This window comes from Georgenia halophila, assembly GCF_039541595.1.
This window is the reverse complement of sequence record NZ_BAABGN010000013.1, coordinates 193,862-216,014: the sequence shown is the minus strand read 5'-3', so window position 1 is coordinate 216,014 and position 22,153 is coordinate 193,862. Positions and strand designations below refer to the sequence as shown.

Here is a 22,153-nt window from a genome sequence, read left to right as displayed (position 1 = left end):
TCCTTCTCGGGCTCGCCGTGTCGTCGACGGCGCTCATCGTGATCGGCGCGGTAGCGGGAAGCGGGCCAGATCGGTCCCGTACATGCCCCAGGTGGCCCTGCCGGCGGGGCTCAGGTTGAACGCCGGGTCGTTGTACCAACCGATGGGGACGTCGTCGTACAGAGTTCTGGTGCCCTCGTCGGTGCCGGTCAGCTCGCAGATGTCGCCGCTCCAGTGGACCCAGGAGAAGACCCGGTGGCCGTCACCGGCGAGCTGCCCGTAGCCGCCGAGATCACCCTGGGCGACCATCTCCCCGTCGTGGAGGTCGTAGGCGTACCAGAAGCCACGGGGTCGGCGGGCCATGGCGTAGAGCCGGGATCCGACGACGTGGACGCTCTCGTAGGAGGCCCAGTCCTCGATCTCCTCGCGCCACAGCAGCTCACGGCTGTCGATGTCCACGGCGGCGACCTGTGCCACGGGCCGCAGCGGCCCGCTGGTGGCCTCGCCGTGCGTGTCACCGACGAGGTAGGCGATTCGACCGGCGACGGCGATGTCCATCACGCTCTGCTCCGGCAGGTAGTCGCGGCGGACGTCGACCTCGCCCGTTCGCAGGTCGAGGAACGTCAGGGCACCGGTGTGCTTGGTCGCTGCCGGGCCGGAGGCGACGAGCAGCTGGCGACGTCGCGGGTCCACGTGCATGGCGCGGATGCGCAGCTGTTCGTGCCCCAGGGTCGCCAGCACCGTGATCTCGTAGCGCTTCGGGTCGATGGAGACCACCTGGGTGCTGGGATACAGCCCCGCGTAGATCTCGCCGCCTGGCCCCTCGGCCAGCGCCTTCGGTTCACCGTTGATGTCGAACCGGTCGCTGGTGCCCCGTGCGGGGTGGTGGACCGTCATGGCGTAGTGCCCGCCGATCCAGACCCGCTGCCGGCCGGACAGCAGCATGGACTGCACGACCTCCGGGTAGCCGAAGCCGCGGGTGGCGGTGTGCCATACGTCAACGGTCCCGTCGGCGACCATCGTCCAGACGTGGCCGAGGCCGCTGACCCCTGCGAGGCCGCCGGAGGCGTCGGGGGCAAGCAGCTGGTTCTCCACGTCGTCGAGAGGACGGGCAATCTTCCGCAGGCCAGTCGCGGTGACCTCGTAGAGATTGGTCGTCAGCCTGGCGAGGGCGTAGACCTTGCCGTCCGCCCCCAGCGTGAGCCGGTCGATGTAGCGGTCCTCCCTGGGAATCTGCCGGGAGACGCGCCCCGAACCGTCACGCTCGAAGCTGATGACTTCCCGACCGCTGGCCGCGTAGACCGTGCCGCCGCTGACGACCAGGTCGAGGATGCCGACCGGCGAGTCGCTGAGATGGGCCGAGAGGTCCGTGGGCTCGCCCCCGTCCTTGGGCCAGCGCAGCAGCGTGCCCGGCGCGCCGGAGCCGCCATAGACGTCGTCGCCGTCGACCGCCACCGCGGTGGCGTAGCGCGAGCTGGAGACCCGGCCGTAGGTGGAGACGCTCGCGTCCGAGAGCCGGATGCGTCTGATCGCGCAGTCGGGGTAGGTCCCGACGTACAAGGAGTCACCCGCGACGACCATGTCGTAGTACCAGGTGGTGCTCGAGCCGGCGAGGGCCCAGGTCCGCAGCTCCTTGGTGGAAGGATCGAATCGCCACACGTGCGGGCTCCCCGCGGGCCCGATGTAGAGGTAGCGCCCGTCACCGGCGAGCGTGTGTCCGCCGCTGCTGTCGATGTCGAGGTCGTCGACAGCACGCGCCTGGCCCGTGCTGAGATCGAACTCGCCGAGACGGAGCTTGCCCTCGGGCGTGTTGTAGCGGGAGCTCAGGAAGACGCTGCCACCCTGCACCGCGGCTCCACGCACGGCCGCCGTGAGCGAGGCCGGGCCGAACAGCTCGACATCCGGGCCAGGACCGCCGAGCAGGCAGGCGTCGTCGAAGGAGGCCGCACCGGTGTTCGAGGCGCCCTGGTACATCAGCACGGTGGCACTGACGGCGTCGTCGGGTGCCACTGCTCCCACGTCGATGCGCTGCCAGGTGCCTAGCTGGGTGCTCACCCGGAACTCGAACCGGGTACGGGCCCCGCCGGCATCCCAGAACTCCAGGTACAGGCTGGCCTGGCCGTCCTCGACGAAGGCGAACACGGAGGCCTCGTACATCCGTCCGGGCGTGACGGGGACCTCGGAGCTGCGCATCCCGACCCCGAGGCTGGTGCTCGGGTCCTCGATGCGCATGCTGCGCCGCCCGCTTCGCACCGGGTCCAGCGCGGACGTGACCCCCGAGGCCGAAGCGGTGCTGAAGGGATGCCAGCGGGCCGGCAGGGCCCCGTTCAGCTCTTCGAAGCCCGGGTTCGGGATGAGGTTCTCGCTGCTGCCGGACGGTGCGGCCTGCGCCCGGGTGCCGAGCACCCCGACGGCAAAGCCCGCGCCGAGGGCTCCGGACAGCAGCGCGCGGCGGCTGACGCCGCGGCCGGTTCCGGCGACCTCGGCGGTCACCGGGCGGGGGGTATCACGGTCGATGGTCATGCTCGTCCTCCTCGACGGCGAGACACGGCTGCGGTGGTAGACTGGTTTGCAACCGCTTGCATGCTAGCGGTTGCAGATTCTCCTGTCACGACCCCTGGCTCCCCGGCGCGTCCCGGGACCGCCGCCGGAGGAGCCGCCGAGCTCTCGTGCCCTACACCTGCGCGGACCACTCCCGCGGTGCGCCGCCGGTGCGCGCGCTCTCCTGGGCCAGCAGCGCCACCCGCGTCGCCAGGAAGCTGGCGTCGTTGGTGATCTCCGGCTCCCTGCCGGCGAGGAGCGCGTCGAAGAAGTACTGCGCCGGCCGTCGCGGTGGCCCGAGCGGCTCGTCCCACGTCCCCCGGTCGTGCGTCGCGACCCGAAGCTGGTGGTAGGCCCAGTCCAGCTCGGCGGTGCCGTTGGAGCCGGTCAGCCGCATGCGGTAGTGACCGTGCACGTCGGCCGCCTCGGGAGCGAGCCAGCTCGCCTCGATCGTGGCGGTCACCCCTCCCGCCCTTAGCAGCACCGCCACGTGGTCGTCGAAGTCGGGGTGGTCGCCCGAGCGGGCGTTGCCCGTCAGCGCGCTGACGGTGCCGCCGTCGGCGCCGCTGAGCCGCAGCACGAGGTCGATGTCGTGGACCGGCAGGTCGGCGGCGATCCCGCCGTACGCGCCTTCCCGGAGGAACCACGGCGGCCGGGTCTCCTGCTTGAGCTTGTGCGGCCCGGTGCTCGCCACGAGCGCCAGCTCGCCCAGCACGCCGTCGGCGAGCAGCCGCCGCAGCGCGATCGTCGCGGGGTAGAAGCGTTTCTCGAAGACGACGGAGACGTGCCGGCCGGCGTCGCGAGCTGCCGGCTCGATCATCGTCAGCTGGTCCAGCGAGGTGCACAGCGGCTTGTCGGCCAGCACGTGGGCGCCGGCTCCCAGCGCGGCGAGGACGGCTTCCGCGCGCTCGGCATAGATGCCGGCCACCAGGGCGACGTCGACGTCGTGCTCGGCCAGCAGCTCCTCCACGGCCGGGTAGACCGGGACGTCGTCGAGCTCGCCGAGGTACTGGCGCCGCATCTGCGGGTCCGGCTCGGCGCCGGCCACGAGCTCCAGCTCCTCGCGCTGGGCGACCTCGTCCAGCGCGTACTGCACGTGCGGATGGGCCGCGCCGAGGATCGCGACCTTCATGCGAGCTCTTCGGGCCGCACGGCACGTCCGCTCTCCGCGGCCTCGTAGACCGCGCACATGAGCCGCACGACGGCGGCCCCGTCCTCTGCGGAGATCTTGGGCGTCCGTCCCTGGTGCAGGGACTCGAGGATGTTCTGCCACTGAGCCACGTGCCCGCGATGACCGATCGCTGCCGGATCGGCGGCGCCGCTCGCAGCTCCCGATCCGGCCTCGCTCGGCGCCGGCAGGCCGTCGACGTCCCAGCGCAGAACCTGCCCCTGCCCGAGCTCGATGGCGCCTCTCGCGGTGTGCAGCGCGACGGTGGCCGACGAACCGGGAGGGGTGGCCGTGCTGGTGCTGAGCAGGCCGAGGGCGCCGGAGGCGAAGCGCAGCGTCGCGACCGTGGTGTCTTCGGCGTCCATCCGGTGCGCGAGGGTGCCGTACTGGGCGGTCACCTCCGCAACGGGCCCGCACAACCAGAGCAGCAGGTCGACGTTGTGTGCCCCCTGATTCATCAGCGAGCCGCCGCCGGCGGCCATGCGGGCGCGCCAGGGGGCGCTCGCGTAGTAGGTCTCGTCGCGCCACCAGTGCACGTGGGTCGTCGCGAGGCGGAGCGCGCCCAGGTCGCCGTCGCTCACCAGTCGCTCGACGGTGGCGTACTCCGGCTCGAACCGGCGCTGCGAGATCACCGAGGCGCTCAGGCCGCGGGCCCGGGCCGCCTCGACCACACGTTCTGCCGCGCCGACCTCGAGCGCCATCGGCTTCTCCACCACCACGTGCCGACCGGCCTCGAGCGCGGCCAGCGCCTGGTCGGCGTGCTGGTCGCTGGGCGAGCACACGGCCACCAGGTCGATGTCCGGCCGGCGAGCCACCGCCTCGGGTGCGACCTGGACGGCCTCCGGCCAGCCGGCCTCGGCCGCCTGCTGCCGGGAGCCGCCGCTGAAGGCACGCAACTCGGCCAGGTCACCGAGCTCACGAAGCGCTCGGGCATGGGTGATCCCGATGCTGCCCAGGCCGAGGACGCCGATACCGAGGCGTGCGGGCACTCTTCATCCTCCTTGGGGACGGAAGGGAACGACAACCGACAACCTAGGCCACGGACCCTTGACCTGCAACCGCTTGCATAGCAAGGTGGGACCGCAACCCAGCCACGACCGAAGGACGCGCCCAGTGCACCGGATCGGCTTCATCGGGACCGAGAACTCCCATACCGACCACTTCATCCGCTTCCTCAACACCGAGGGCCGACACCCGGGCTTGCGCGCCGCCGCACTCGCCGGCGGTCGGAACCAACGCAACGAGACGCTGGCGCAGCAGGGCGACGTCGGTCTCGTCGTCGATCGTCCGGAGGACCTGCTGGGCCAGGTCGACGCGGCCATCATCTCGAGCCGCGACGGCGCGCGGCACCGCGGCGAGGCCGAGCCGCTGCTGCGTGCCGGCATGCCGGTGCTGGTGGACAAGCCGTTGGCGACGAGCGTGCGCGACGCCGAGGCCATCCTCGCTGCGGCGCAGGAGGGCGGCGCACCCCTGGTGTCCGCCTCTGCGCTGCGCTTCGTCCCCGAGGTCGCCGAGCTCGCCGACCCGCAGGACCGTGGGGACCTGAGAGCTCTCCACATCGTCGGGCCGGCCGACCCGGACAGCGAGTACTCCGGTCTGTTCTTCTACGGGGTCCACCACGTCGAGACGGCGCTGGAGCTGCTGGGCAACCCGGCGGTCGAGCCCGGCTCTGTCACGGTCACCGCGCGCCGCGACGGAGACACCGTGACCGCGCTGCTGCGCATCGGCCACGTCGACGTGCATCTGACCTTCATCACCCCCGACGGCGACACGCGCGTCCCGTTCTTCGCGCTGGCCGTCGGCACGTCCGGGGTGGTGGCCCGTGAGCTCACCCTCGGCCCCGACTACAACGCGCCGGCGCTGGAGCGTTTCGCCGTCGCCGTGGAATCTGGCACCACGCCGATGGACGCGGCCCAGCTGCTCTCCCCAGTGGTCGTCATGACCGCCATCACCGAGGCACTCGGGAAGGACCATCGATGAGTACCGCAAGCTTGCGCATGGGCGTGATCGGCGTCGGCGTGATCGGCAAGGCCCACGTGACGCGCCTGAGCTCGGCGAGCTCCCCCGCCCGGCTCGTCGCCGTCGCCGACGCCTCTGCGGAGGCTGCTGCGGCGGTCGCGGCCGAGCACGGTGTGGAGTCGGCCGCCTCGGTGGACGACCTGCTGGCCCGGACGGACGTGGACGCCGTCGTCGTCGCCGTGCCCTCCGGGCTGCATGCCGACGTCGCCGTCGCGGCCCTGGATGCGGGCAAGCACGTGCTGCTGGAGAAGCCCATCGAGATCTCCGTGGCCGCCGCCGACCGGATCCTGGCCGCCGAGCGGCGAACGGGGCGCACCCTCTCGGTGGCGAGCCAGCGCCGGTTCGCCGCCGAGAACCAGTTCCTCCACCGAGCCGTCCGTGAGGGGGCCTTCGGCACCGTCACCGCGACCACGGTCGAGGTGGCACTCTGGCGCAGCCAGGAGTATTTCGACTCCGGCGCCTGGCGCGGGACCTGGGAGCTCGACGGTGGCGGCGCCCTGATGAACCAGGGCGTGCACCTGGTGGACCTGGCCCTGTGGTTGCTGGGTGAGGTCGAGGAGGTCTACGCGCACGCCGGCACCCTGGCGCACGAGCGCATCGACGTCGAGGATGCGGTCACCATCACAGCCCGCCTGCGCAGCGGAGCGCTGATGACGTTCCTGGCCACGACGGCCGCGTACGGGGACCTACCCATCCGCATGGCGGTCATGGGCGACGGCGGTGCGGTGGTGACCGAGTCCGAACGGATCACCCGCTTCACCACCCGCTCCGAGATCGAGCTGCCGGAGCTCGAGCCTGTGGACCAGCCGCTCGCCCAGCTGCGTGACTTCGTCACCGCCGTCGAGACCGGTGGCCGCCCGTTGGTCACCGGTGCCGAGGCACGGGCAGCGGTGGCCTTCATCGAAGCCGTCTACGAGTCCGGGCGCACCGGCCGCCCGGTCCGGCCCGCCGGCCTACCGGCTGCAGTGCGGTGACCGACGCGCCCGGGCTCGCTCGCGACGAGCGGGCCGGCGGCGCCGTGCTCGCCCAGGCTCCCCTGGCGTGGTCGTTCATCGGTGACAGCGTCACGGCCGGCAGCTGGCACACCTGGGGCGCGCGCGGATACCCCGAGCTGTTCCAGGAGCGGCTGCGCGAGATCGAGCGCCGGCGTGACGGCGTCGTCAACACGGCGGTCAGCGGCTGGCGGGTGGAGAACCTGCGCGACGAGCTGGACCAGGTCTGCCTGCGCTACTCCCCCGACGTGGTCGTCATCGGCACCGGCCTGAACGACACCAGGGGCGGGGCAGAAGGCGTCGGCGCCTTCGGCGAAACCTACCGCGACCTGGTGGATCGTGTCCGCTCGGAGAGCGGCGCGATGGTCGTGACCCAGACGCCCAACGGCACCCTGCCGACGGCCCCTCAGCACGTGGTGTCACACACCGGCGCCTACGCGCAGGAGATCCGCGAGATCTCGGCCGAGCTGGGCACCGTGCTGGTGGACCACCTGTGGGTGTGGGAGAACACGGGGTCGGACACCGTCTACCACTGGCTCGGGCACGGGTGCCACCCGAACGCCTTCGGACACCGCGCGATGGCGCGGAGCCTGCTGCAGGTCTTCGGCCTGTGGGACCCGGCCGGCTCCCGCACCTGCCGGCTCACGCTTCCCTGACGACGGCGTCCCGGCGTCCTTCCTCGGTCAGGTCCCCAGATCTCCCGGGACCTGCCTGCCCTCCCCGGGCACGTCCGGCACGCCGTACAGACCGGTGTCCGTGATCCCCGGGACCGTGACCGCACCGGCACGCACCGTCGTCAGGGCGGGGTGCCGCCGCGCGAGCTCCGCCTGGCCGTCGGGAGCGTACTGGCGGCTGTTGTACTCCAGGTGTGACGAGGACAGCCGGAGGGTGCCGACCAGCCGGGCGGAGTGGAGGAAGGCCAGCCCCACGGTCGTCAGGTCCTGGACCGTAATCCAGCCGCCGGTGGCCCGCGCCCAGGCGTGGGCCAGGAGGGTCGGGGTCTGCCCCTTCCCGGCCTTGACGACGACGCCGGACCAGCCCCGGTCGGCGAGGTCGTGCAGGGCGGAAAGGTCGGTGAACCCCTCGTCGAGCAAGGTCGGTACCTCCTGAGCAAGGGCGCGCATCTGGCGCTGCCCGCCATCGTGTCCGCGCGGCACCGGCTGCTCGAGGTAGGTGACGGCCGACCGGGCTGCCGGCCAGCGACCGGCCAGCTCGGTCAGCATCTCCCGGGCGACGTCACCGTCGGCGTAGCCCTCGTTGGGGTCGATCGCCAGCTCCGGCCGGCCGACGTGCCGGGTCGCCAGCTCGTGGACGTCGGCGACTCGCCGGGCGTCCGCGGACGGGTCCGCGCCGGTGAGCTTGATCTTGAGGTGACGCACCTGCTCGTGGTCCAGCCATCCGGCCAGCCCATCGGCCCCGTCGAGGGGGTCGGTGACGCCGACGACGTGCTGGACGGGCAGGCGCCGCCGGTCGTCGAACCCGAAGGAACCGGGGTAGGCGCCGCGCAGGGTGCTCGTGAGCCAGCCCAGGTCGGAGCTCAGGAAGGACTCGTCGTACATGCTCCAGGCGGGGCGGCCGGCCGCCCGGGACCAGGCGTCGTGGAGGGCGTTGTCGAGGGCGCCCAGCGCCAACGACCCGGCCAGGGCGGGGATCGGTCCGGCCTCCTCGGCCTGGCCGCCGAGGTGCACCGGCAGGTGCGCGTGCTGCTCTCGCCACAGCGCGACGGGATCGGCAGGTCCGGATCCGACCGCCCCCTGCGCGATCTCCTCGGTCAGCCGGCGCAGGACGACGTCGCGCGCAGCCACGTCGGCGCTCTCCCCGGGCCAGGCCCAGGGCACGGACAGCACGCTCGCCCCACTGCCGTCGGCGACCTGCCCCGATCGTGACCGGACGCGGACGCCGACCTCGGCAACCGTGAAGCCGTCGATCAGACGTCCGCTGATCGACAGCGGATGGGCCAGCCGGACGGTGCGGAAGTCGACCCGTGCGGCTCGTACCTCGATGTCGGTGTCGCGCATCAGGCCAGCCGGTCGTACCGCTCGGCGGTGACCTCGTGCTCGAGCGTGCCGTCGTCGAGGAAACGGGAGACCTCGCCGGCGACGACCCGGCCCTGCGTCCACCGTGCCTCTCGGGTGCCTCCGGCGACGTGGGGGGTGAGGATGACGTTCTCCAACCCGAAGAACGCGCTGTCGGACGGCAGGGGTTCGGTGTCGAAGACGTCCAGCCCGGCGCGGAGACGGCCCGAGGAGAGCTCGGCCAGCAGTGCGGCCTCGTCGACGATCGCCGAGCGGGCCGTGTTGACCAGCACCGCGCCGTCCGGGATCCGCGCCAGCTCCGCCGGGCCGAGCATCCCGGCCGTCTCGGGTGTCGCGGGGGCGGTCACGGAGATGACGTCGCTGCCGGCGAGCACCTGCTCCAGGGGCAGCAGCTCGACGCCGAGCTCGTCGGCCAGCTCGGGCGAGACGTACGGGTCGAAGGCCGTCAGATGCTGCGCTCCGACGCCGCGGACCATCCGGGCGTAGTCGGCCCCGACGCGGCTGAGGCCGACGATGCCCACGCGGCGCGCGTGCAGGGCCTGCCCGAGCATGCCGTGGCCGCCGGCCTGCCAGTCGTGCGTCGCCTGCAGGCCCCGGTCGTGGATGTGCAGGTTGCGCAGCACGGCCAGGGTCAGCGTCAGTGCCATCTCCGCCACCGCCGTCGCCATGGCGCCGGCGCCGCCCTGGGCCAGGCGGATGTCCTCGAGCACCTGCCGCGGGTAGAGCCCGCGGATCGAGCCGGCGCAGTGCACCGCGAGCCGGAGGCGGTCTCCCCGCAGGGTCTCCGGTTCGAACGGCGCGGTGCTCCAGGAGGTGATGAGGACGTCGTAGTCCTGCCCGACGCCCGGCGGAACCGGCACCTTGCCCGTGCCGCTTGGTGCGAAGTCCACCTCGGCGGCGTCGCGGAGCCGGGCCGCGACCTCGGGCTCGAAGAGCAGGTCGAACTCTTGCGGCTGGACGGCGACGTAGATGCGAGGCGTCATCGGTTCCTCTCGAGCGTGTGCGGGGCGGGTGGTGCGGGCGGACCGGCTCGGTCAGGGCGTGAACCGGTAGATGTTCGTCTCGTCCGCGAGGTAGATGGCGCCGTCGGACCCGACCATCGAGTGGCGCGCGCCGTCGGCCGCCAGGGTCACGAACTGCTGCGTGTCCGGGTCGAAGCGGAAGAGCCGACCGTCGGCGTTCCCGTACAGGCGGCCGTCGGGGTGCAGGTACAGCTCGCTGAGCCGGCCCCAGTCGTTGCCCGCACGCGCCGGCGTCGCCACGGTCGTGGCGACCTCCCCGGTGTCGGTGTCGTACTGGAAGAAGACGCCGTTGTCGGCGAAGCCCCACAGCCGCCCGCGGTCGTCGAAGGCGAGGGCATGGATGACCTCGGCACCGGGTACGACGACCTCGGAGGTGACCAGCTCGTCGCGCCGCGTGTCCCAGACGAACAGCTCGGCCTCGTCCTGCGTCGGGTCGCTCGAGAGGCCGCCGTGGATGCCCGTGCCGCCGTAGACCAGGCCGTCGCGGTAGGCGAGGGTGGTCACGCTCTGGTCCGCGACGACGTTGCGGTGCACCTCGTAGTGGCCGCTGTCGGGGTGGAACAGTGTCAGCGCCCCGCCGAGCTCGCCATAGTTGGGGATGGTGCCGGCGGCGATGCGGGGGCCGGCGGAGACCATGGTCAGCGGGCGGTCCTGACCCAGGTCTCCGCGTCCGAGGCTGAAGAGGTGGCGCGGGTTGGTGCCCCACTGCCAGTCCTTGTTGGCCTGTCCGACGTAGAACTCGGCGCCCGGGTAGGTACCGACGACCGTCCGGTTGCGATGGGCGACGACGGCGTCGGCCTGCTTGGGACCGTCGAGCTGCTCGAGCGTGCCGGTGGACATGTCCACCCGCGCCATGACTCCCGCACTGAGGTAGGCACCGAAGTAGACGTCGCCGTCGCCGCCCGTCCCCACCGAGTGCACGGTGGCCGGGGCGCCGGTGATCTCGGGGTCGATGACGTCGCCGTGGCCGGTGGCCGGGTCGTAGCGCCACAGCATGCCGTCGTTGCGGGCGCCCACGACCGCCGCGCCGGGGAAGTCCTCGGTGCCGAGCTCGACGAGGCCGAGATCGTAGGTGTTGTCGAGCTCACCGACGAGCGGGCTGGACCCGAAGCCGACGTCGACGCTCTGCCGCGCCGCCACGTCGTAGGCCTCGACGGACCCATCGGCGAGGTAGAACAGGTTCCCGTCGAGCCGGGCGGAGGTCCGCTGGGTCATGCTGAGGTTGCCCAGCCACTGCTCGGCGGTCAGGTCGTAGATCACCGTGTTGCCACCGGCTGCCGGCGAGTAGGTGACGAAGACCAGGTCTTCGTGCTGCTCGACGCCCGTGATGAAGTCGGCGTCCTGCTGCACGTCCGCGGGCAGCGCCCGCTCGATCGTCTCGCCGGTGACCGGGTCGAGCTCGATGAGGTGGGGGGTGGTGCCGGTCCCCACCCAGAGCGAGTCCTCGACCATCTCGAAGCCCCAGGCGTACGAGCTGCCGTCCTCGACCACGCTGCCGTAGTCACGGACGTTGCCGGTCGCGATGTCGTAGGAGAACACCTTGGCGTTCGGGTAGGTGCTGCCGTAGAGGACGCCGTCGTCGATGACCAGCGTGCGCAGCATCCGCTCGCCGACGACGCGGCCGGCCAGGCGCTCCACCTCTTCGGCGGCGGGGTCGTAGCGCCACAGGGTGCCGTCGTTCGGGCCGCGGACGCTGAAGTACACGCGGTCGTCCTCGTCGACGGCGATGGAGGCCCCGATCGAGTAACCCGTCATGTCGTGGCTGTCCAGCAGCTCACCGGTGCGCAGGTCCACGGCGTTGAAGCTGACCGGCTGGCCGTCGGAGAAGACGTACGCCACCGGGGTGCCGTCGGCGCGGACGTCGACCTCGGCCATCCGCACGTTCGGGCTGTAGAACGCGGCGCCGAGATCGGTCGTCTCCAGCGGCCCGTGCGTGTGGGTGAGGGTGACGTCGTCGACGTAGTAGGTCGAGATCCGGGCGATGTTGGAGTACAGGTAGATCGCCGCGGTGGCGGCTCCTTCGGGGGCGGTCGCCTCGAGCACGATCTCGGACCACTGGTCGTGGGGCTGCTCGGTGAAGTGGGCGAACTCGATGTCGAGCTGGGTGCCGGCCTCGTCGTAGAAGTAGACGTAGACGGTCGGAGCTCCGCGCTCGACCCGCACCTGCATGCTGGCCTGGTAGGAGTGGCCCGCCTGGACGGGCATGGTGTCGCTCATCAGCCCGTAGGAGCGCACGTCCTCGGGGTCCTCGAGGCGCACCGCCTGTGTGCCGGCGTAGACGGGCTCGTCGACCACGCTCGAGCCGCCGAGCGTGCCGCCGCGCTGGGTCCAGCCCGGGATCTGACCGTCGGCGGGCTCCTCGAAGCCGCCGTTGACCGGGCCGACCACGTCGCCCGCACCCGCGCCCGTGGCGCCCGTCGCGCTCGTCGTGGGCAGCAGGGGCACGAGCAGGGCGAGCGTGGCGAGCGCCGCGATCAGACCCCGCCGGGTGGGCACGTGTGGTGGAACTCGGACATCCATGGCCGGGCCTCTTCGGATCGATGTGCGTGAGCGGGTGCCGCTCGAGGTGCGTGAGTGGGTGTCGCGACCGTATTGCAACCGCTTGCACTCGTCAAGGACCCGGGAAGCCTGTCACGGCTAGCGGAGCCACTCGTCGCGGTGAGACGCCACGAACTCCTCGTCCATCGGCCCGGGATGACGCTCGCGGGCCCGGGCGATCGCCTCCGACTGGCCAGGGGAGAGCAGGTCGGCCGCTCCCAGGCATGTCGCGGTGGCGAGGAGCCCTTGTTGGCGGAGCACCTCGTTGACCCCGGGAACGGCACCGGCGAAGTCGTGGTCGACGTCGAAGACGGCGGCATTGACGTCGACCAGGTCAGCGCCCTGGCGCAGCAGCTCCAGCGGGACGGAGCCGGCCGCGGCCGCCTCCTGCGCGGCGGTCTGGGCCTCGACGGCGGCGCGCGTGCCCACGGCCCACTGCCCCAGCAGGCCGCCGGTCGCTCGTACCTCGCGGGTCCGACCGCCCACGGTGCGGCGGTAGGGAGTGATCAGGTCCTGGACGATGGTGTCGTCGTTGCCCGTCATCAGGGCGACCTGGTCCCATCGGTCGTGCTCGAGCAACGTCTGCGCGACGTCGTTGGTGCGGTACCGGTCGAAGGGAGCGGCCTTGACGCCGATCACCGACTCCAGGTCGAACAGCCGCTGCCAGTACGTGCGGCCGAGCCGTCGACCGCCGACGCTCTCCTGGAGGTAGAAGCCGATGGTGGGCAGCACCTCACCGACCGCGCGGGCGCGGTCCAGGAGCGCCTCCTCCGTGACCTCGGTCATGCCCCACGGGCAGAGCAGGGCCGCCTGGTACCCGGCCGCGCGCGCCATCGCTGCCTCGGCCACCGCGTCGGCGGTGTCGCCGGTCAGCCCCGCGACGAGCATCGGCTCGGGGCGACCCGCGCGGGACTCGGAAGCCGTGGTCGCCGCCAGCGACCACACCTCCTGCAGCATGCCGCGATCCTCGTGGAGCTCGAACTGGGTGGTGTGCACGCCGATGGCGAGGCCGTCGGCCCCCGCCGAGAGGTAGTAGCGGGTCAGGGCGCGCTGAGCACGCAGGTCGATCCCGCCGTCGGCGTCCAGCGCCAGGGGGTGGGCGGGGATGACCATGCCCGAGCGCAGGCGGGCTGCGGCGTCGTCCGTCATCAGAACTTCCCCTCCCGCTGCTGGAACTTGGTGGCCTTGTCGAGCTGGCGGCCGCCTCCGGCGACCCACTGGCCGACCCACCGCACCAGGCGGCGCAGGGGCACCGTGGGATAGCCGTAACGCTCGTGGCACTCGCCGGCGTCGTTGAGCAGGGCGTCGTCGGCCTCGGTGCCGACGATCTGCACCTCCAGGCCCATCTCGTCGGCGAGCAGGGTGGCCAGGCGCCGCACCGAGACGGTCTCGGGGCCGGTGGCGTTGAGGATGTGCGGGGGCACGGAGGCCAGCTCCAGGCTCCGCAACGCCCAAGCCGTCACGTCGCCCTGCCAGGCGACGTTCACGGCGGGCATCGAGACGTCCACCGGCTCTCCGCGTGCGATCTTCACGGCGATGTCCGCCACGACGCCGTAGCGCAGCTCGCACGCGTAGTTCAGCCGGAAGATCGTGGTGGGGCTGGCCCAGGTGTGTGCGGCGTTGGTGAAGATGCGCTCGCGAGCGAGGCAGGACTGGGCGTACTCCCCCACCGGCTCGGGCGCCTCGTTCTCGATCGAGCCACCGTGGCTCAGCGGCGTCAGGGGGTAGACGTTGCCCGTCGAGTAGACCACCGCCGGCACGCCGCGATAACGGTCGGCGACCATGGTGGGCATCGCCGCGTTGGACCACCAGGTGCGGTGCTCGGCCCCGGTGGTGCCGAACTTCATGGCGGCCAGGTAGAACATCGCGGCGGCGTCCGGCAGCTCCCGGTAGGAGGCCGGGTCGGCCAGATCCGCGGCCTGGACCTCGATGCCCTGCTCCCTCAGCTCGTCCCGGACCGCGGCGTCGGAGAAGCGCGAGACGGCGATGACACGGGCCGAAGAGCCCACCTCGTCCAGCGCCCGGCGGGCCATGCGGGCCATGGTGGGGCCGATCTTGCCGCCGGCGCCGAGCAGGACGATGTCGCCGCCGGCCGCCGAGAGCGCCTCCCCTACGCCCGGCACCGGACGCGACTGGAGCTCGTCGAGAGCCGCCTCGTCGGTCGGGGCCTCCAGGGACGCGGCGGACGATACGGAAGTGGGGGTCACAGCAGGTTCCTCACGTAGGTGATGGCGAGCACGAGCAGGAAGAGCAGGCCCAGGCACGCCAGGACCAGCTCGGGCCAGGAGATGAGCAGACGGCCGCGGTTGCGGTGACGGGCGAGCACGACGACCGCCAGCCCGATCAGCGGCACCAAGAGGATCGTCACCGCCTGGGCGGTGATGATGAGTTCGATGGGGATGCCGCCGAAGCTCACGGCGACCACACCGCCCAGGATCATGACGACGGTGATGCAGACCTTGACCCGTACCGATCGCAGCCCGCCGCGTTCGATGCCCAGAGCCCCCGCCAGCATGGAGCCGCCGATGGTGGAGTTGCCGACGAGGGAGGAGAAGGCGGCGGCCCACAGCCCGACCGCGAAGAGCACCGACGCCCACTGGCCCACGCTGGGGCCGAGCACGGAGGCCATGTCCGCCGGGGAGGACACCTCGATCCCGGCGGGCTGCAGGACCGCTGCGCCGGCGATCATGATGACGAAGGAGAGCCCACCGAGGATCAGCGAGCCGGCCATCGCGTCCCGCCGCGCCACCGAGTAGTCCTGCGGTCCCCAGCCCTTCTCCCGCACGAGCTGGATCTGGAAGAAGGCCCCGACCACCGAGAACGTGGTGGCGGCCAGACCCACCACGAGCGCGGACGAGCCGCTCGGGAAGGAGGGCACGAGACCGGCCAGCATGGCGCCCACGTCGGGCCGGGCGACCACCGCCGTGATGACGAAGATGACGAACATCGTCAGGATGATGACGATCATGACCCGTTCGAGGTGCCGGTAGAAGGACGGCAGCCACAGGAACCCGATCGCCAGCGCGGTGAACAGGGCGGCGAAGACCGCGACGTCGCCGTCGAAGAGGACCTGGCTGGCAGCGCCCGTTCCCACGGAGTTGCCCGCCTGGAAAGAGCTGGCCACCAGGAAGGCCCCGAGCCCCACGAGCACGCCGATCACACGGCCGAGGCGCGCACTGACGGTGGCCACGGGACCTCGGTCGCTCGTCAGGCCGATGCGTACCGCGAGGTCGACGAAGCACAGCATGAGCACGGTCGCGATCACCGGCACCCACAGCAGCGTGTAGCCGAACTGCGCCCCCATGGCACTGGCGGTCGTGATGCTGCCCGGGCCGAAGACGAGCGCCGCCGTGACGAAGGCGGGGCCGATGCGCCCGCCGACCCGCGTCGATGCGTTACCCATGGAGAAACCCTTTTCTTGGAGGCTGTGAGAGACGAAACTAGGGCATGGGTCACAATCGGTCAACGCAGCAGAGAGGAGACGTCCATGGCGGTCAACCTTCGTGACGTCGCCCGTCTGGCCGGAGTCTCGGTGCCGACCGCCTCCCGGGTCCTCTCGGGCAGCGACTACCCCGTGGCCGAGGACCTGCGCGCACGGGTGGCGGAGGCGGCCGAGAAGCTTGACTACGTCCCGAACGCCCAGGCCCAGGCCCTGCTCCACGGCAACCGCAGCACCGTCGGCGTCCTCGTCGGCGACGTGGGCGACCCGTACTTCTCGGAGATCGTCAACGGCGTGCACACCGCGGCGGCCGAGCAGCGGCTGCTGGTGACGATCTGCAACACCGAGCGCGACGTTGACCGCGAGCTGGAGTACTTCAGGATGCTGCAGGCCCACCGCACGGGCGCAGTCATCGTGGCCGGATCGGATCTGCTCGATGAGCGCTATCGATCCGGCATGAGGGCACGGATCGATTCCTTCTGTTCCGGTGGTGGTCGAGTGGCGGCGATCGGCGCACCGTCGTTGGGCGCCGACCGGGTCGAGGTGGCCAATGCCGCGGGCGGCCGGAGACTGGCGGAGCATCTGGTGGGCCTGGGGCACCGCCGGATCGGCGTGCTGGCGGCGCCGGCCACCGTGGCCTCCACCCGCGAACGCGTCGCCGGGCTCCGCGAGGTGGTCGAGGCGGCCGGGGGTGTGCTGCACGTCCGCCACGGCGCTCCCAGCCGGGAGGAGGGCCATGCCGGTACGCCGGAGCTGATGGCGTACGGAGTCACCGCCCTCGTGGGCACGGCCGACCAGATGGCGCTCGGCGCCCTGGCCCGGCTGCGGGAGCAGGGCCTGACGGTGCCGGGCGAGGTGTCGGTCGCCGGCTTCAACGACATCACGGCGGCCCAGGACGCCTGGCCGGCCCTGACGAGCGTTCGTCTGCCGCTGCGTGAGATGGGCGCCGCCGCCCTACGCCTGGCGACCAGTCTCCAGGCGGACGCGGGGCCTCGGGTCCGCCGGCTGGGCACCGAGCTGGTCGTACGGGCGTCGACCGGCCCGCTCCCCCGCGATCAGTCTCCCGACGGCGGCGATGCAGCCGGGTCGGCGGCGCGCACGGATTCATGAAGGGCGTGCAACGTCCGGACGAACGCCTGCCGATCACCCGGAGACAACACCTCCAGCAGGCGCTCCTCGGCACGCTGGATCGAGGCCTGGGTGCGGTCCCGAAGCCGCCGCCCCTCGGGGGTGATGCGCACCAGGCGCACGCGGCGGTCCGCCGGGTCAGGACGCCGGGTGATCAGGCCACGGTCCTGCAGGTCGTCCAGCACCGGGATCAGCCGGGACTTGTCCGCGCCGATCGCCGACGCCAGCGCGGCCTGGGTCCGCACCGGCTCGTCGCCGAGGCCCAGCAGCACCGCATAGGCCCACATGCTCAGGCCGTTCGTGGTGAGGATCGGCTCCTCGATCGCGATCAGGGCTCGGCCCAGCGGGAACAACATCGCCGCCAGGTCCGGCCTCCGGGACTTATCCATGCGCCAAACATATCGACCCGTATCCGATGCTATCCCGCTTACCGTAGGCGCCATCTTATGGTATGCTCATGCACATGGAGACCCTTCAGAACGCCCACGTCCGCGCAGTCGACCTCACCGTCGATGCCGTGCGCCCGATCACGACCGACCAGCTCGCCCGACGGACTCCCTGCGCGGACTGGAATCTCGCCGAGCTCCTCGACCACATGACCGTGCAGAACCACGGCTTCGCCGCCGCGGCCGCCGGTGCCGGCGCGGACGAGGACCTCTGGCGCACCGGGGCGGCACGCGAAGACCCGGTGTCCGACTACCTGAAGTCGGCGAGGGTCGTCACCGCGGCGTTCGCCGCGCCCGACGTGGCCGACCGCTCCTTCTCGCTCCCCGAGCTCTCCCGCGACCAGGAGTTCGCCGGCTCGCAGGCGATGACCATGCACATGGTCGACTCGTTCGTCCACGCCTGGGACGTCGCCCGCGCCGCCGGCCGGGGGCTCGACCCCGACCCCGAGCTCATCGATCGGACGCTCAGCATCGCCGAGCAGATCCCCGACGACGAAGCCCGCCGCCGGCCAGGCGCCCCGTTCGGGCCGCCGCTCGCCGTCCCGGCCGGCGCCCCGCCGCTGGACCGGCTGCTTGCCCTGTTCGGCCGCTCCCCCGCCTGGCCGAACGAGGACCCTCGTACATGACGGTCACTCGCGCGCGAGCAGGCTGCGTGCCTGCACGCCGTCGAGGATGACGTCGAGCCCCTCGTCGAACCAGTCGCGCTCACGGTCCCGCAGCGGTTGATCGATCAGCTGACGCAGCCGTGGGAACTCCGTCAGATCCACCTCGCCCAGACGCTGCTGCCAGCTGCGGCCGGGATCGTCGTCGGCGCCGGGCCGCCGGGCCCCGAGGACGACGCGCGCGCTGCCCTGCACGTAGTTGTTCATCGTCATGACCGCCCTGGCCGCCTCCTGCTGCGGCAGGCCGAGCGGTTCCAGCGCGGTCAGCGCCCACTCCATGGCGGCCAACGAGGCGGTGCCGAACGGAGGCGTCACGGTCGCCGTCGCCGTCAGCATCCACGGATGGGCGAGGTACGCCGACCAGTCATACCTGGCCAGGGTGTGCATGGACTCGCGCCAGGTCATCTCCGCAGCATCGGGATAGACGTGCCCGGCATTGACCTGCTCGACCATCGCCACGACGAGCTCGTCCTTGTCTGCCACGTGCCGATACAGGGACATCGCCCCGGCACCGAGGCGCTGGGCCACGCGGCGCATCGACACGGCGTCGAGCCCGTTCTCGTCGGCGATCTCGATCGCCGCGGCGACGATCCGCTCGCGCGAGAGCGGCCCCGACGGGCCGGTTCTGGGACTCACTCGGCCACCTCCTGGCAGCCATCCTAGCGGACCGTTGGGTACAGTGTACGCTCGGAACGTTGCGTACGCCGTACCCAAGGAGGAGGGGCCATGCCGTTGTCACCCCGCTCAGGAGGGTCGCGCTCGAGGTGGCTCGGGCTCGCCGTGCTGACCCTGCCCGTCGTGCTGACGTCGATGGACATCACGATCCTGCACATCGCGATCCCGACGATCACCCGGGAGCTGGCTCCCGGGCCGAGCCAGACGCTGTGGATTCTCGACGCCTACGGCTTCCTGCTCGCCGGTCTGCTGATCGTCATGGGCAACGTCGGGGACCGCATCGGCCGCCGGCGCCTGCTGGTGGTCGGCGCCGGGTTGTTCGGCGCCGCCTCGACGCTGGCCCCATTCGCCCCGTCTCCGGAGGTGCTCATCGCCGCGAGGGCACTGATGGGGACCGGCGGCGCGACGTTGATGCCGTCGACTCTCTCGCTGATCCGCAACATGTTCACCGACCCTGCCGAGCGGACCCGCGCGATCGGGGTCTGGACCGCGAGCCTCTCCGGTGGGATCGCGCTCGGACCCATCGTCGGCGGCCTGCTCCTCGAGGCCTTCTGGTGGGGCTCGGTGTTCCTCATCAACGTGCCGGTCGTCGGGCTGCTCCTGGCGATCGCGCCGCGGCTAGTCCCGGAGTTCAAGAATCCGGTGACGGCACGGCTGGATCTGCTGAGCGTGGTGCTGTCCTTCGCCGCGATCCTGCCGACCGTGTGGGCGATCAAGACGACGGCGGAAGAGCTTGCCGTCACACCGCCCGCGGCGGCCGGGGTGGGTGCCGGCGCCATCGCCGGCGTGGTGTTCCTCGTGCGCCAGCGACGGCTTTCCGCGCCGCTGGTCGACACCGGCTGTTCACCAACCCCCGCTTCAGCGGCGCCGTCCTCGGCTCCGGGCTGGCGATGTTCTCGCTCGTCGGCGTGATGCTGTACAACGCGCAGTACCTGCAGCTCGTCGTGGGACTCTCCGCGCTCGTCGCCGCCGTGGCGATGCTGCCCGTCATGCTGGCCGTCGGTGCTATGGCGGTTGTCGCATCCGTGCTGGTGCGCCGCCTCGGCCACCCCGTCGTCTTCGGCGCCGGAGCCGCCGTGGCCGCAGTCGGCATGCTGGCGTTCAGCCGGGTCCCGATCGACGACGGGCTGGTCCTGTCCGTGACGGCGTCCGCGTTCATCGGGGCCGGGATCGCACCGATGATGACACTGGCGACCGATGTGGTGGTCGGTTCGGTGCAACCGGCCCGTTCCGGTGCGGCGTCCGCGTTGTCCGAGACGGCCAGCGAGCTGGGGGCCGCTCTGGGCATCGCCGTGCTCGGCTCGATCGGCACCGTCCTCTATCGCTCACGGATGATCGACGGCGTGCCTGCCGACGTCCCGGCCGAGGCCACCGAGACGCTGAGCTCGAGCCTGGGCGCCGCCCTCGGCATGGCCGAGCAGCTACCGGACGAGATCGCCGCCCACCTGGGCGACCTCGCACGGTCGGCCTTCGTGGACGGTCTGAGCCTGGGCACGTCGGTCGGAGGATGCATTCTCCTCGCGGCCGCGATCGTCTGCCCGCTGCTGCTCCACCGCGGCGAGACGCACACGCCGTGCGCCCCGGATCTCGCCCGGGACTCCTCGGACGCCTGAGAGCTGATGCTCGGCACGTGGGCGCAAGCACTCGAGTACTCCCAGACAGTCGGTGGCCCGGGCATGATGGGACGCCGTCGGACTTTCAGCCGTCGGGGAGAAGCTGGCTGACGACCGGAGCAGACAGGAGCGACAGATGCGGGTCTTCACGGAGACGGTCGGCACCAACGGTGCTCAGCTGACCGGTTACGTCCAGAGCGACTCGGAACAGCTGAGCAACGCCGCCGTCCGACCAGCAGTGCTTGTCCTGCCCGGCGGCGGATACCAGCACTGCTCGGACCGGGAGGCGGAGCCGGTCGCGCTGGCCTACCTCGCCGAGGGCTTCAACGCGTTCGTGCTGCGGTACTCCGTCGGCCCGGACGCCACCTTCGACGACGCCCTCGCAGATGCGCGCGCGGCACTGATGACCCTGCAGGAGCGGGCCGCCGAGCTCCGGGCCGACCCGGTACGAGTCGCCGCCGTCGGATTCTCGGCCGGTGGGCACCTCGCCGCCGCGCTCGGAACCACCGGCGACCTCCAGCCGGGCGCGCTCGTGCTCGGCTACCCGGTCACCCTGGCCGACATGGGTCCGAAGATGGGTACCCAGATCCCGGAGATCGGGGAACGGGTCACGGCCGAGACGCCCCCGACCTTCGTGTTCTCCACCCGGGACGACGCCGTGGTCCCGATCGAGAACAGCCTCGCCCTCGCGGTGGCCCTGGACCGGGCAGGCGTCGACTTCGAGCTGCACGTCTACGCCTCCGGCGTGCACGGCCTGAGCCTCGCGAAGCCCTTGACCGCCAACGGCCGCGCCGACTACGTCAACGAGCCGGTGCAGGCGTGGCTCGCGCAGAGCGTGGCGTTCCTGCGGCGCCTGTGGGGAGACTTCCCGGTCCCCGTCGAGACGGCGGACTTCCGCTAGCCGCCCTGCCCGAAACCCATCAGCTCGGGCGGCGGCGCGCCAGCACACGAGCAAGGCTCCCGACGACCCCGATGGCCGCGGCCAGCAACACGTACTCCAGCGTGACGCCTGCCGGCCCGACCGCTTGGAAGAACACCTCTACCGCGACGGCGCCCATCTCCTCGAGGTCTCCTGCCAGCACCCGGGACCCGGCGGCATGGCTGACGGCGGTCAGCGCAGCTGGAACCATCCAGAGCAGCGCGAGGTCGACCAGCCACGCCGCGACCTTCCCGACGCCGCCCGTCCCGCACCAGACCAGGGCCGCACCCACCAGCACCGCGGGGACCCAGCGGGCGTAGCCGAGCACGGCGATCTGGACGGCGGACGCGACGTCCCCGAACGGGACGATCAGCGCGTTGAGCCAGATGCCACCGGCGAGCGCGGCCACTGTCGCACCCGCCGATGCCGCGGCCCGTGGTGCGCGAGCGAGCAGAATCAGCACGCCGAGGCCCACGGCGACGGACCCCACGATCACAGCCAGCACGCCGCCGAGGTACAGATCGGCGCGGGGGTCGTCGGGGCGCAGCCCGTCGGAGACCACCACCGCGCTCTGTGCCGTGGCGGCGCCGGTGACCAGGAGGGTGCCGAGGGCGGCGAAGGACGCCGCTCTGCCGCGGGACTCCAGCGGGGCTCGGCGTGCGAGCAGCCCAGCCACGGCGGGACCCCAGACGAGCATGCCGAGGAGGAGCGTGAGGGCGTACTGGTTGAACGGCAGCAGCGCGAGCGGCATCTCCTCCGGCATCACCTCTGCCGCCCAGAGGTTCTGCAGTGGCAGCCGCAGGCCGGTGATCAGCCACGGCAGCAGCCCGAGGAGGCCGGCGCCGAGACCTCCGGCCACAAGCTGCCAGGCAGGTCGTCGGGTAGCAGCCAGTACGGCAGTCCGTGTGGTCACTCGCGGCATCCTGCCACGGTGGCCGCGCCTCAGTACGTCACAATGGTGCGCGCCCGCACCCCG

20 protein-coding genes are annotated in these 22,153 nt (G+C 71.8%); 8 read left to right on the top strand and 12 right to left on the bottom strand.

The window, feature by feature from the left end; all coding sequences use genetic code 11:
- Positions 1–33 precede the first annotated feature (33 nt).
- The 3 genes from ABD907_RS17175 to ABD907_RS17165 form a co-directional block, all read right to left on the bottom strand.
- Positions 34–2,502 carry a hypothetical protein gene (locus ABD907_RS17175; protein WP_345217782.1) on the bottom strand — a complete coding sequence of 823 codons (2,469 nt, stop codon included), beginning with the start codon at positions 2,500–2,502 and terminating at the stop codon, positions 34–36.
- 151 nt (positions 2,503–2,653) lie between these two features.
- Positions 2,654–3,652: a Gfo/Idh/MocA family protein gene (locus tag ABD907_RS17170; protein WP_345217781.1), complete on the bottom strand. Its 999-nt coding sequence runs from the start codon at positions 3,650–3,652 to the stop codon at positions 2,654–2,656.
- Positions 3,649–4,677: a Gfo/Idh/MocA family protein gene (locus tag ABD907_RS17165; RefSeq protein ID WP_345217778.1), complete on the bottom strand. Its 1,029-nt coding sequence runs from the start codon at positions 4,675–4,677 to the stop codon at positions 3,649–3,651. Before ABD907_RS17165 ends, ABD907_RS17170 begins: the two co-directional genes overlap by 4 nt.
- 124 nt (positions 4,678–4,801) lie before the next feature.
- On the opposite strand from ABD907_RS17165, the gene ABD907_RS17160 reads away from it, so the two are divergent.
- Genes ABD907_RS17160 through ABD907_RS17150 form a run of 3 tightly spaced genes read left to right on the top strand, consistent with a single transcriptional unit; the run spans position 4,802 to position 7,355 of the window.
- Positions 4,802–5,668, top strand: a complete 867-nt coding sequence (locus ABD907_RS17160) for a Gfo/Idh/MocA family protein (protein WP_345217775.1) — start codon at positions 4,802–4,804, stop codon at positions 5,666–5,668.
- Positions 5,665–6,681: a Gfo/Idh/MocA family protein gene (locus tag ABD907_RS17155; RefSeq protein ID WP_345217773.1), complete on the top strand. Its 1,017-nt coding sequence runs from the start codon at positions 5,665–5,667 to the stop codon at positions 6,679–6,681. Before ABD907_RS17160 ends, ABD907_RS17155 begins: the two co-directional genes overlap by 4 nt.
- On the top strand, positions 6,678–7,355 hold the full coding sequence (locus ABD907_RS17150; protein WP_345217771.1) for an SGNH/GDSL hydrolase family protein: 678 nt from the start codon (positions 6,678–6,680) through the stop codon (positions 7,353–7,355). Before ABD907_RS17155 ends, ABD907_RS17150 begins: the two co-directional genes overlap by 4 nt.
- Before the next feature lie 27 nt (positions 7,356–7,382).
- Here ABD907_RS17150 and ABD907_RS17145 read toward each other — a convergent pair whose 3' ends face one another.
- From ABD907_RS17145 to ABD907_RS17120, 6 genes are all read right to left on the bottom strand, one after another.
- Complete coding sequence (locus ABD907_RS17145) at positions 7,383–8,717, bottom strand: enolase C-terminal domain-like protein (RefSeq protein ID WP_345217770.1); 1,335 nt, start codon at positions 8,715–8,717, stop codon at positions 7,383–7,385.
- Positions 8,717–9,718, bottom strand: a complete 1,002-nt coding sequence (locus tag ABD907_RS17140) for a hydroxyacid dehydrogenase (protein WP_345217767.1) — start codon at positions 9,716–9,718, stop codon at positions 8,717–8,719. The genes ABD907_RS17145 and ABD907_RS17140 overlap by 1 nt, the downstream gene beginning before the upstream one ends.
- A 51-nt stretch (positions 9,719–9,769) precedes the next feature.
- Positions 9,770–12,253: a carbohydrate binding domain-containing protein gene (locus tag ABD907_RS17135; protein WP_345217766.1), complete on the bottom strand. Its 2,484-nt coding sequence runs from the start codon at positions 12,251–12,253 to the stop codon at positions 9,770–9,772.
- Positions 12,254–12,394: 141 nt separating this feature from the next.
- Complete coding sequence (locus tag ABD907_RS17130; protein ID WP_345217764.1) at positions 12,395–13,444, bottom strand: dihydrodipicolinate synthase family protein; 1,050 nt, start codon at positions 13,442–13,444, stop codon at positions 12,395–12,397.
- Positions 13,444–14,502 carry an NAD-dependent epimerase/dehydratase family protein gene (locus tag ABD907_RS17125; protein WP_345217762.1) on the bottom strand — a complete coding sequence of 353 codons (1,059 nt, stop codon included), beginning with the start codon at positions 14,500–14,502 and terminating at the stop codon, positions 13,444–13,446. Before ABD907_RS17125 ends, ABD907_RS17130 begins: the two co-directional genes overlap by 1 nt.
- Entirely contained in the window at positions 14,499–15,698 is a 1,200-nt protein-coding gene (locus ABD907_RS17120) for an Nramp family divalent metal transporter (protein WP_345217760.1), read from the bottom strand. Before ABD907_RS17120 ends, ABD907_RS17125 begins: the two co-directional genes overlap by 4 nt.
- A gap of 84 nt (positions 15,699–15,782) precedes the next feature.
- Here ABD907_RS17120 and ABD907_RS17115 point away from each other — a divergent pair, with 84 nt between their 5' ends.
- Positions 15,783–16,844 carry a LacI family DNA-binding transcriptional regulator gene (locus ABD907_RS17115; RefSeq protein WP_345217758.1) on the top strand — a complete coding sequence of 354 codons (1,062 nt, stop codon included), beginning with the start codon at positions 15,783–15,785 and terminating at the stop codon, positions 16,842–16,844.
- Here ABD907_RS17115 and ABD907_RS17110 read toward each other — a convergent pair.
- Positions 16,790–17,251, bottom strand: a complete 462-nt coding sequence (locus ABD907_RS17110) for a MarR family winged helix-turn-helix transcriptional regulator (RefSeq protein WP_345217756.1) — start codon at positions 17,249–17,251, stop codon at positions 16,790–16,792. The genes ABD907_RS17115 and ABD907_RS17110 overlap by 55 nt on opposite strands.
- Before the next feature lie 74 nt (positions 17,252–17,325).
- Here ABD907_RS17110 and ABD907_RS17105 point away from each other — a divergent pair, with 74 nt between their 5' ends.
- The gene (locus ABD907_RS17105; RefSeq protein ID WP_345217755.1) at positions 17,326–17,934 is read left to right on the top strand and encodes a TIGR03086 family metal-binding protein; all 609 of its coding nucleotides are present in this window, start codon (positions 17,326–17,328) and stop codon (positions 17,932–17,934) included.
- A gap of 3 nt (positions 17,935–17,937) precedes the next feature.
- Here ABD907_RS17105 and ABD907_RS17100 read toward each other — a convergent pair whose 3' ends face one another.
- Positions 17,938–18,606 (bottom strand): TetR/AcrR family transcriptional regulator, encoded by a 669-nt coding sequence (locus ABD907_RS17100; protein WP_345217753.1) that lies wholly within the window; start codon positions 18,604–18,606, stop codon positions 17,938–17,940.
- A 90-nt stretch (positions 18,607–18,696) separates the two neighbouring features.
- Between ABD907_RS17100 and ABD907_RS17095 the strand changes: the two genes are divergently transcribed.
- The 3 genes from ABD907_RS17095 (at position 18,697) to ABD907_RS17085 (ending at position 21,159) form a co-directional block, all read left to right on the top strand.
- Positions 18,697–19,557: an MFS transporter gene (locus ABD907_RS17095; protein WP_345217751.1), complete on the top strand. Its 861-nt coding sequence runs from the start codon at positions 18,697–18,699 to the stop codon at positions 19,555–19,557.
- The gene (locus tag ABD907_RS17090; protein ID WP_425555788.1) at positions 19,536–20,258 is read left to right on the top strand and encodes an MFS transporter; all 723 of its coding nucleotides are present in this window, start codon (positions 19,536–19,538) and stop codon (positions 20,256–20,258) included. The genes ABD907_RS17095 and ABD907_RS17090 overlap by 22 nt, the downstream gene beginning before the upstream one ends.
- 136 nt (positions 20,259–20,394) lie before the next feature.
- Positions 20,395–21,159, top strand: a complete 765-nt coding sequence (locus tag ABD907_RS17085; protein WP_345217749.1) for an alpha/beta hydrolase — start codon at positions 20,395–20,397, stop codon at positions 21,157–21,159.
- A 19-nt stretch (positions 21,160–21,178) separates the two neighbouring features.
- On the opposite strand, the gene ABD907_RS17080 is transcribed toward ABD907_RS17085, so the two are convergent.
- Positions 21,179–22,090: a hypothetical protein gene (locus ABD907_RS17080; RefSeq protein ID WP_345217747.1), complete on the bottom strand. Its 912-nt coding sequence runs from the start codon at positions 22,088–22,090 to the stop codon at positions 21,179–21,181.
- Positions 22,091–22,153 lie beyond the last annotated feature (63 nt).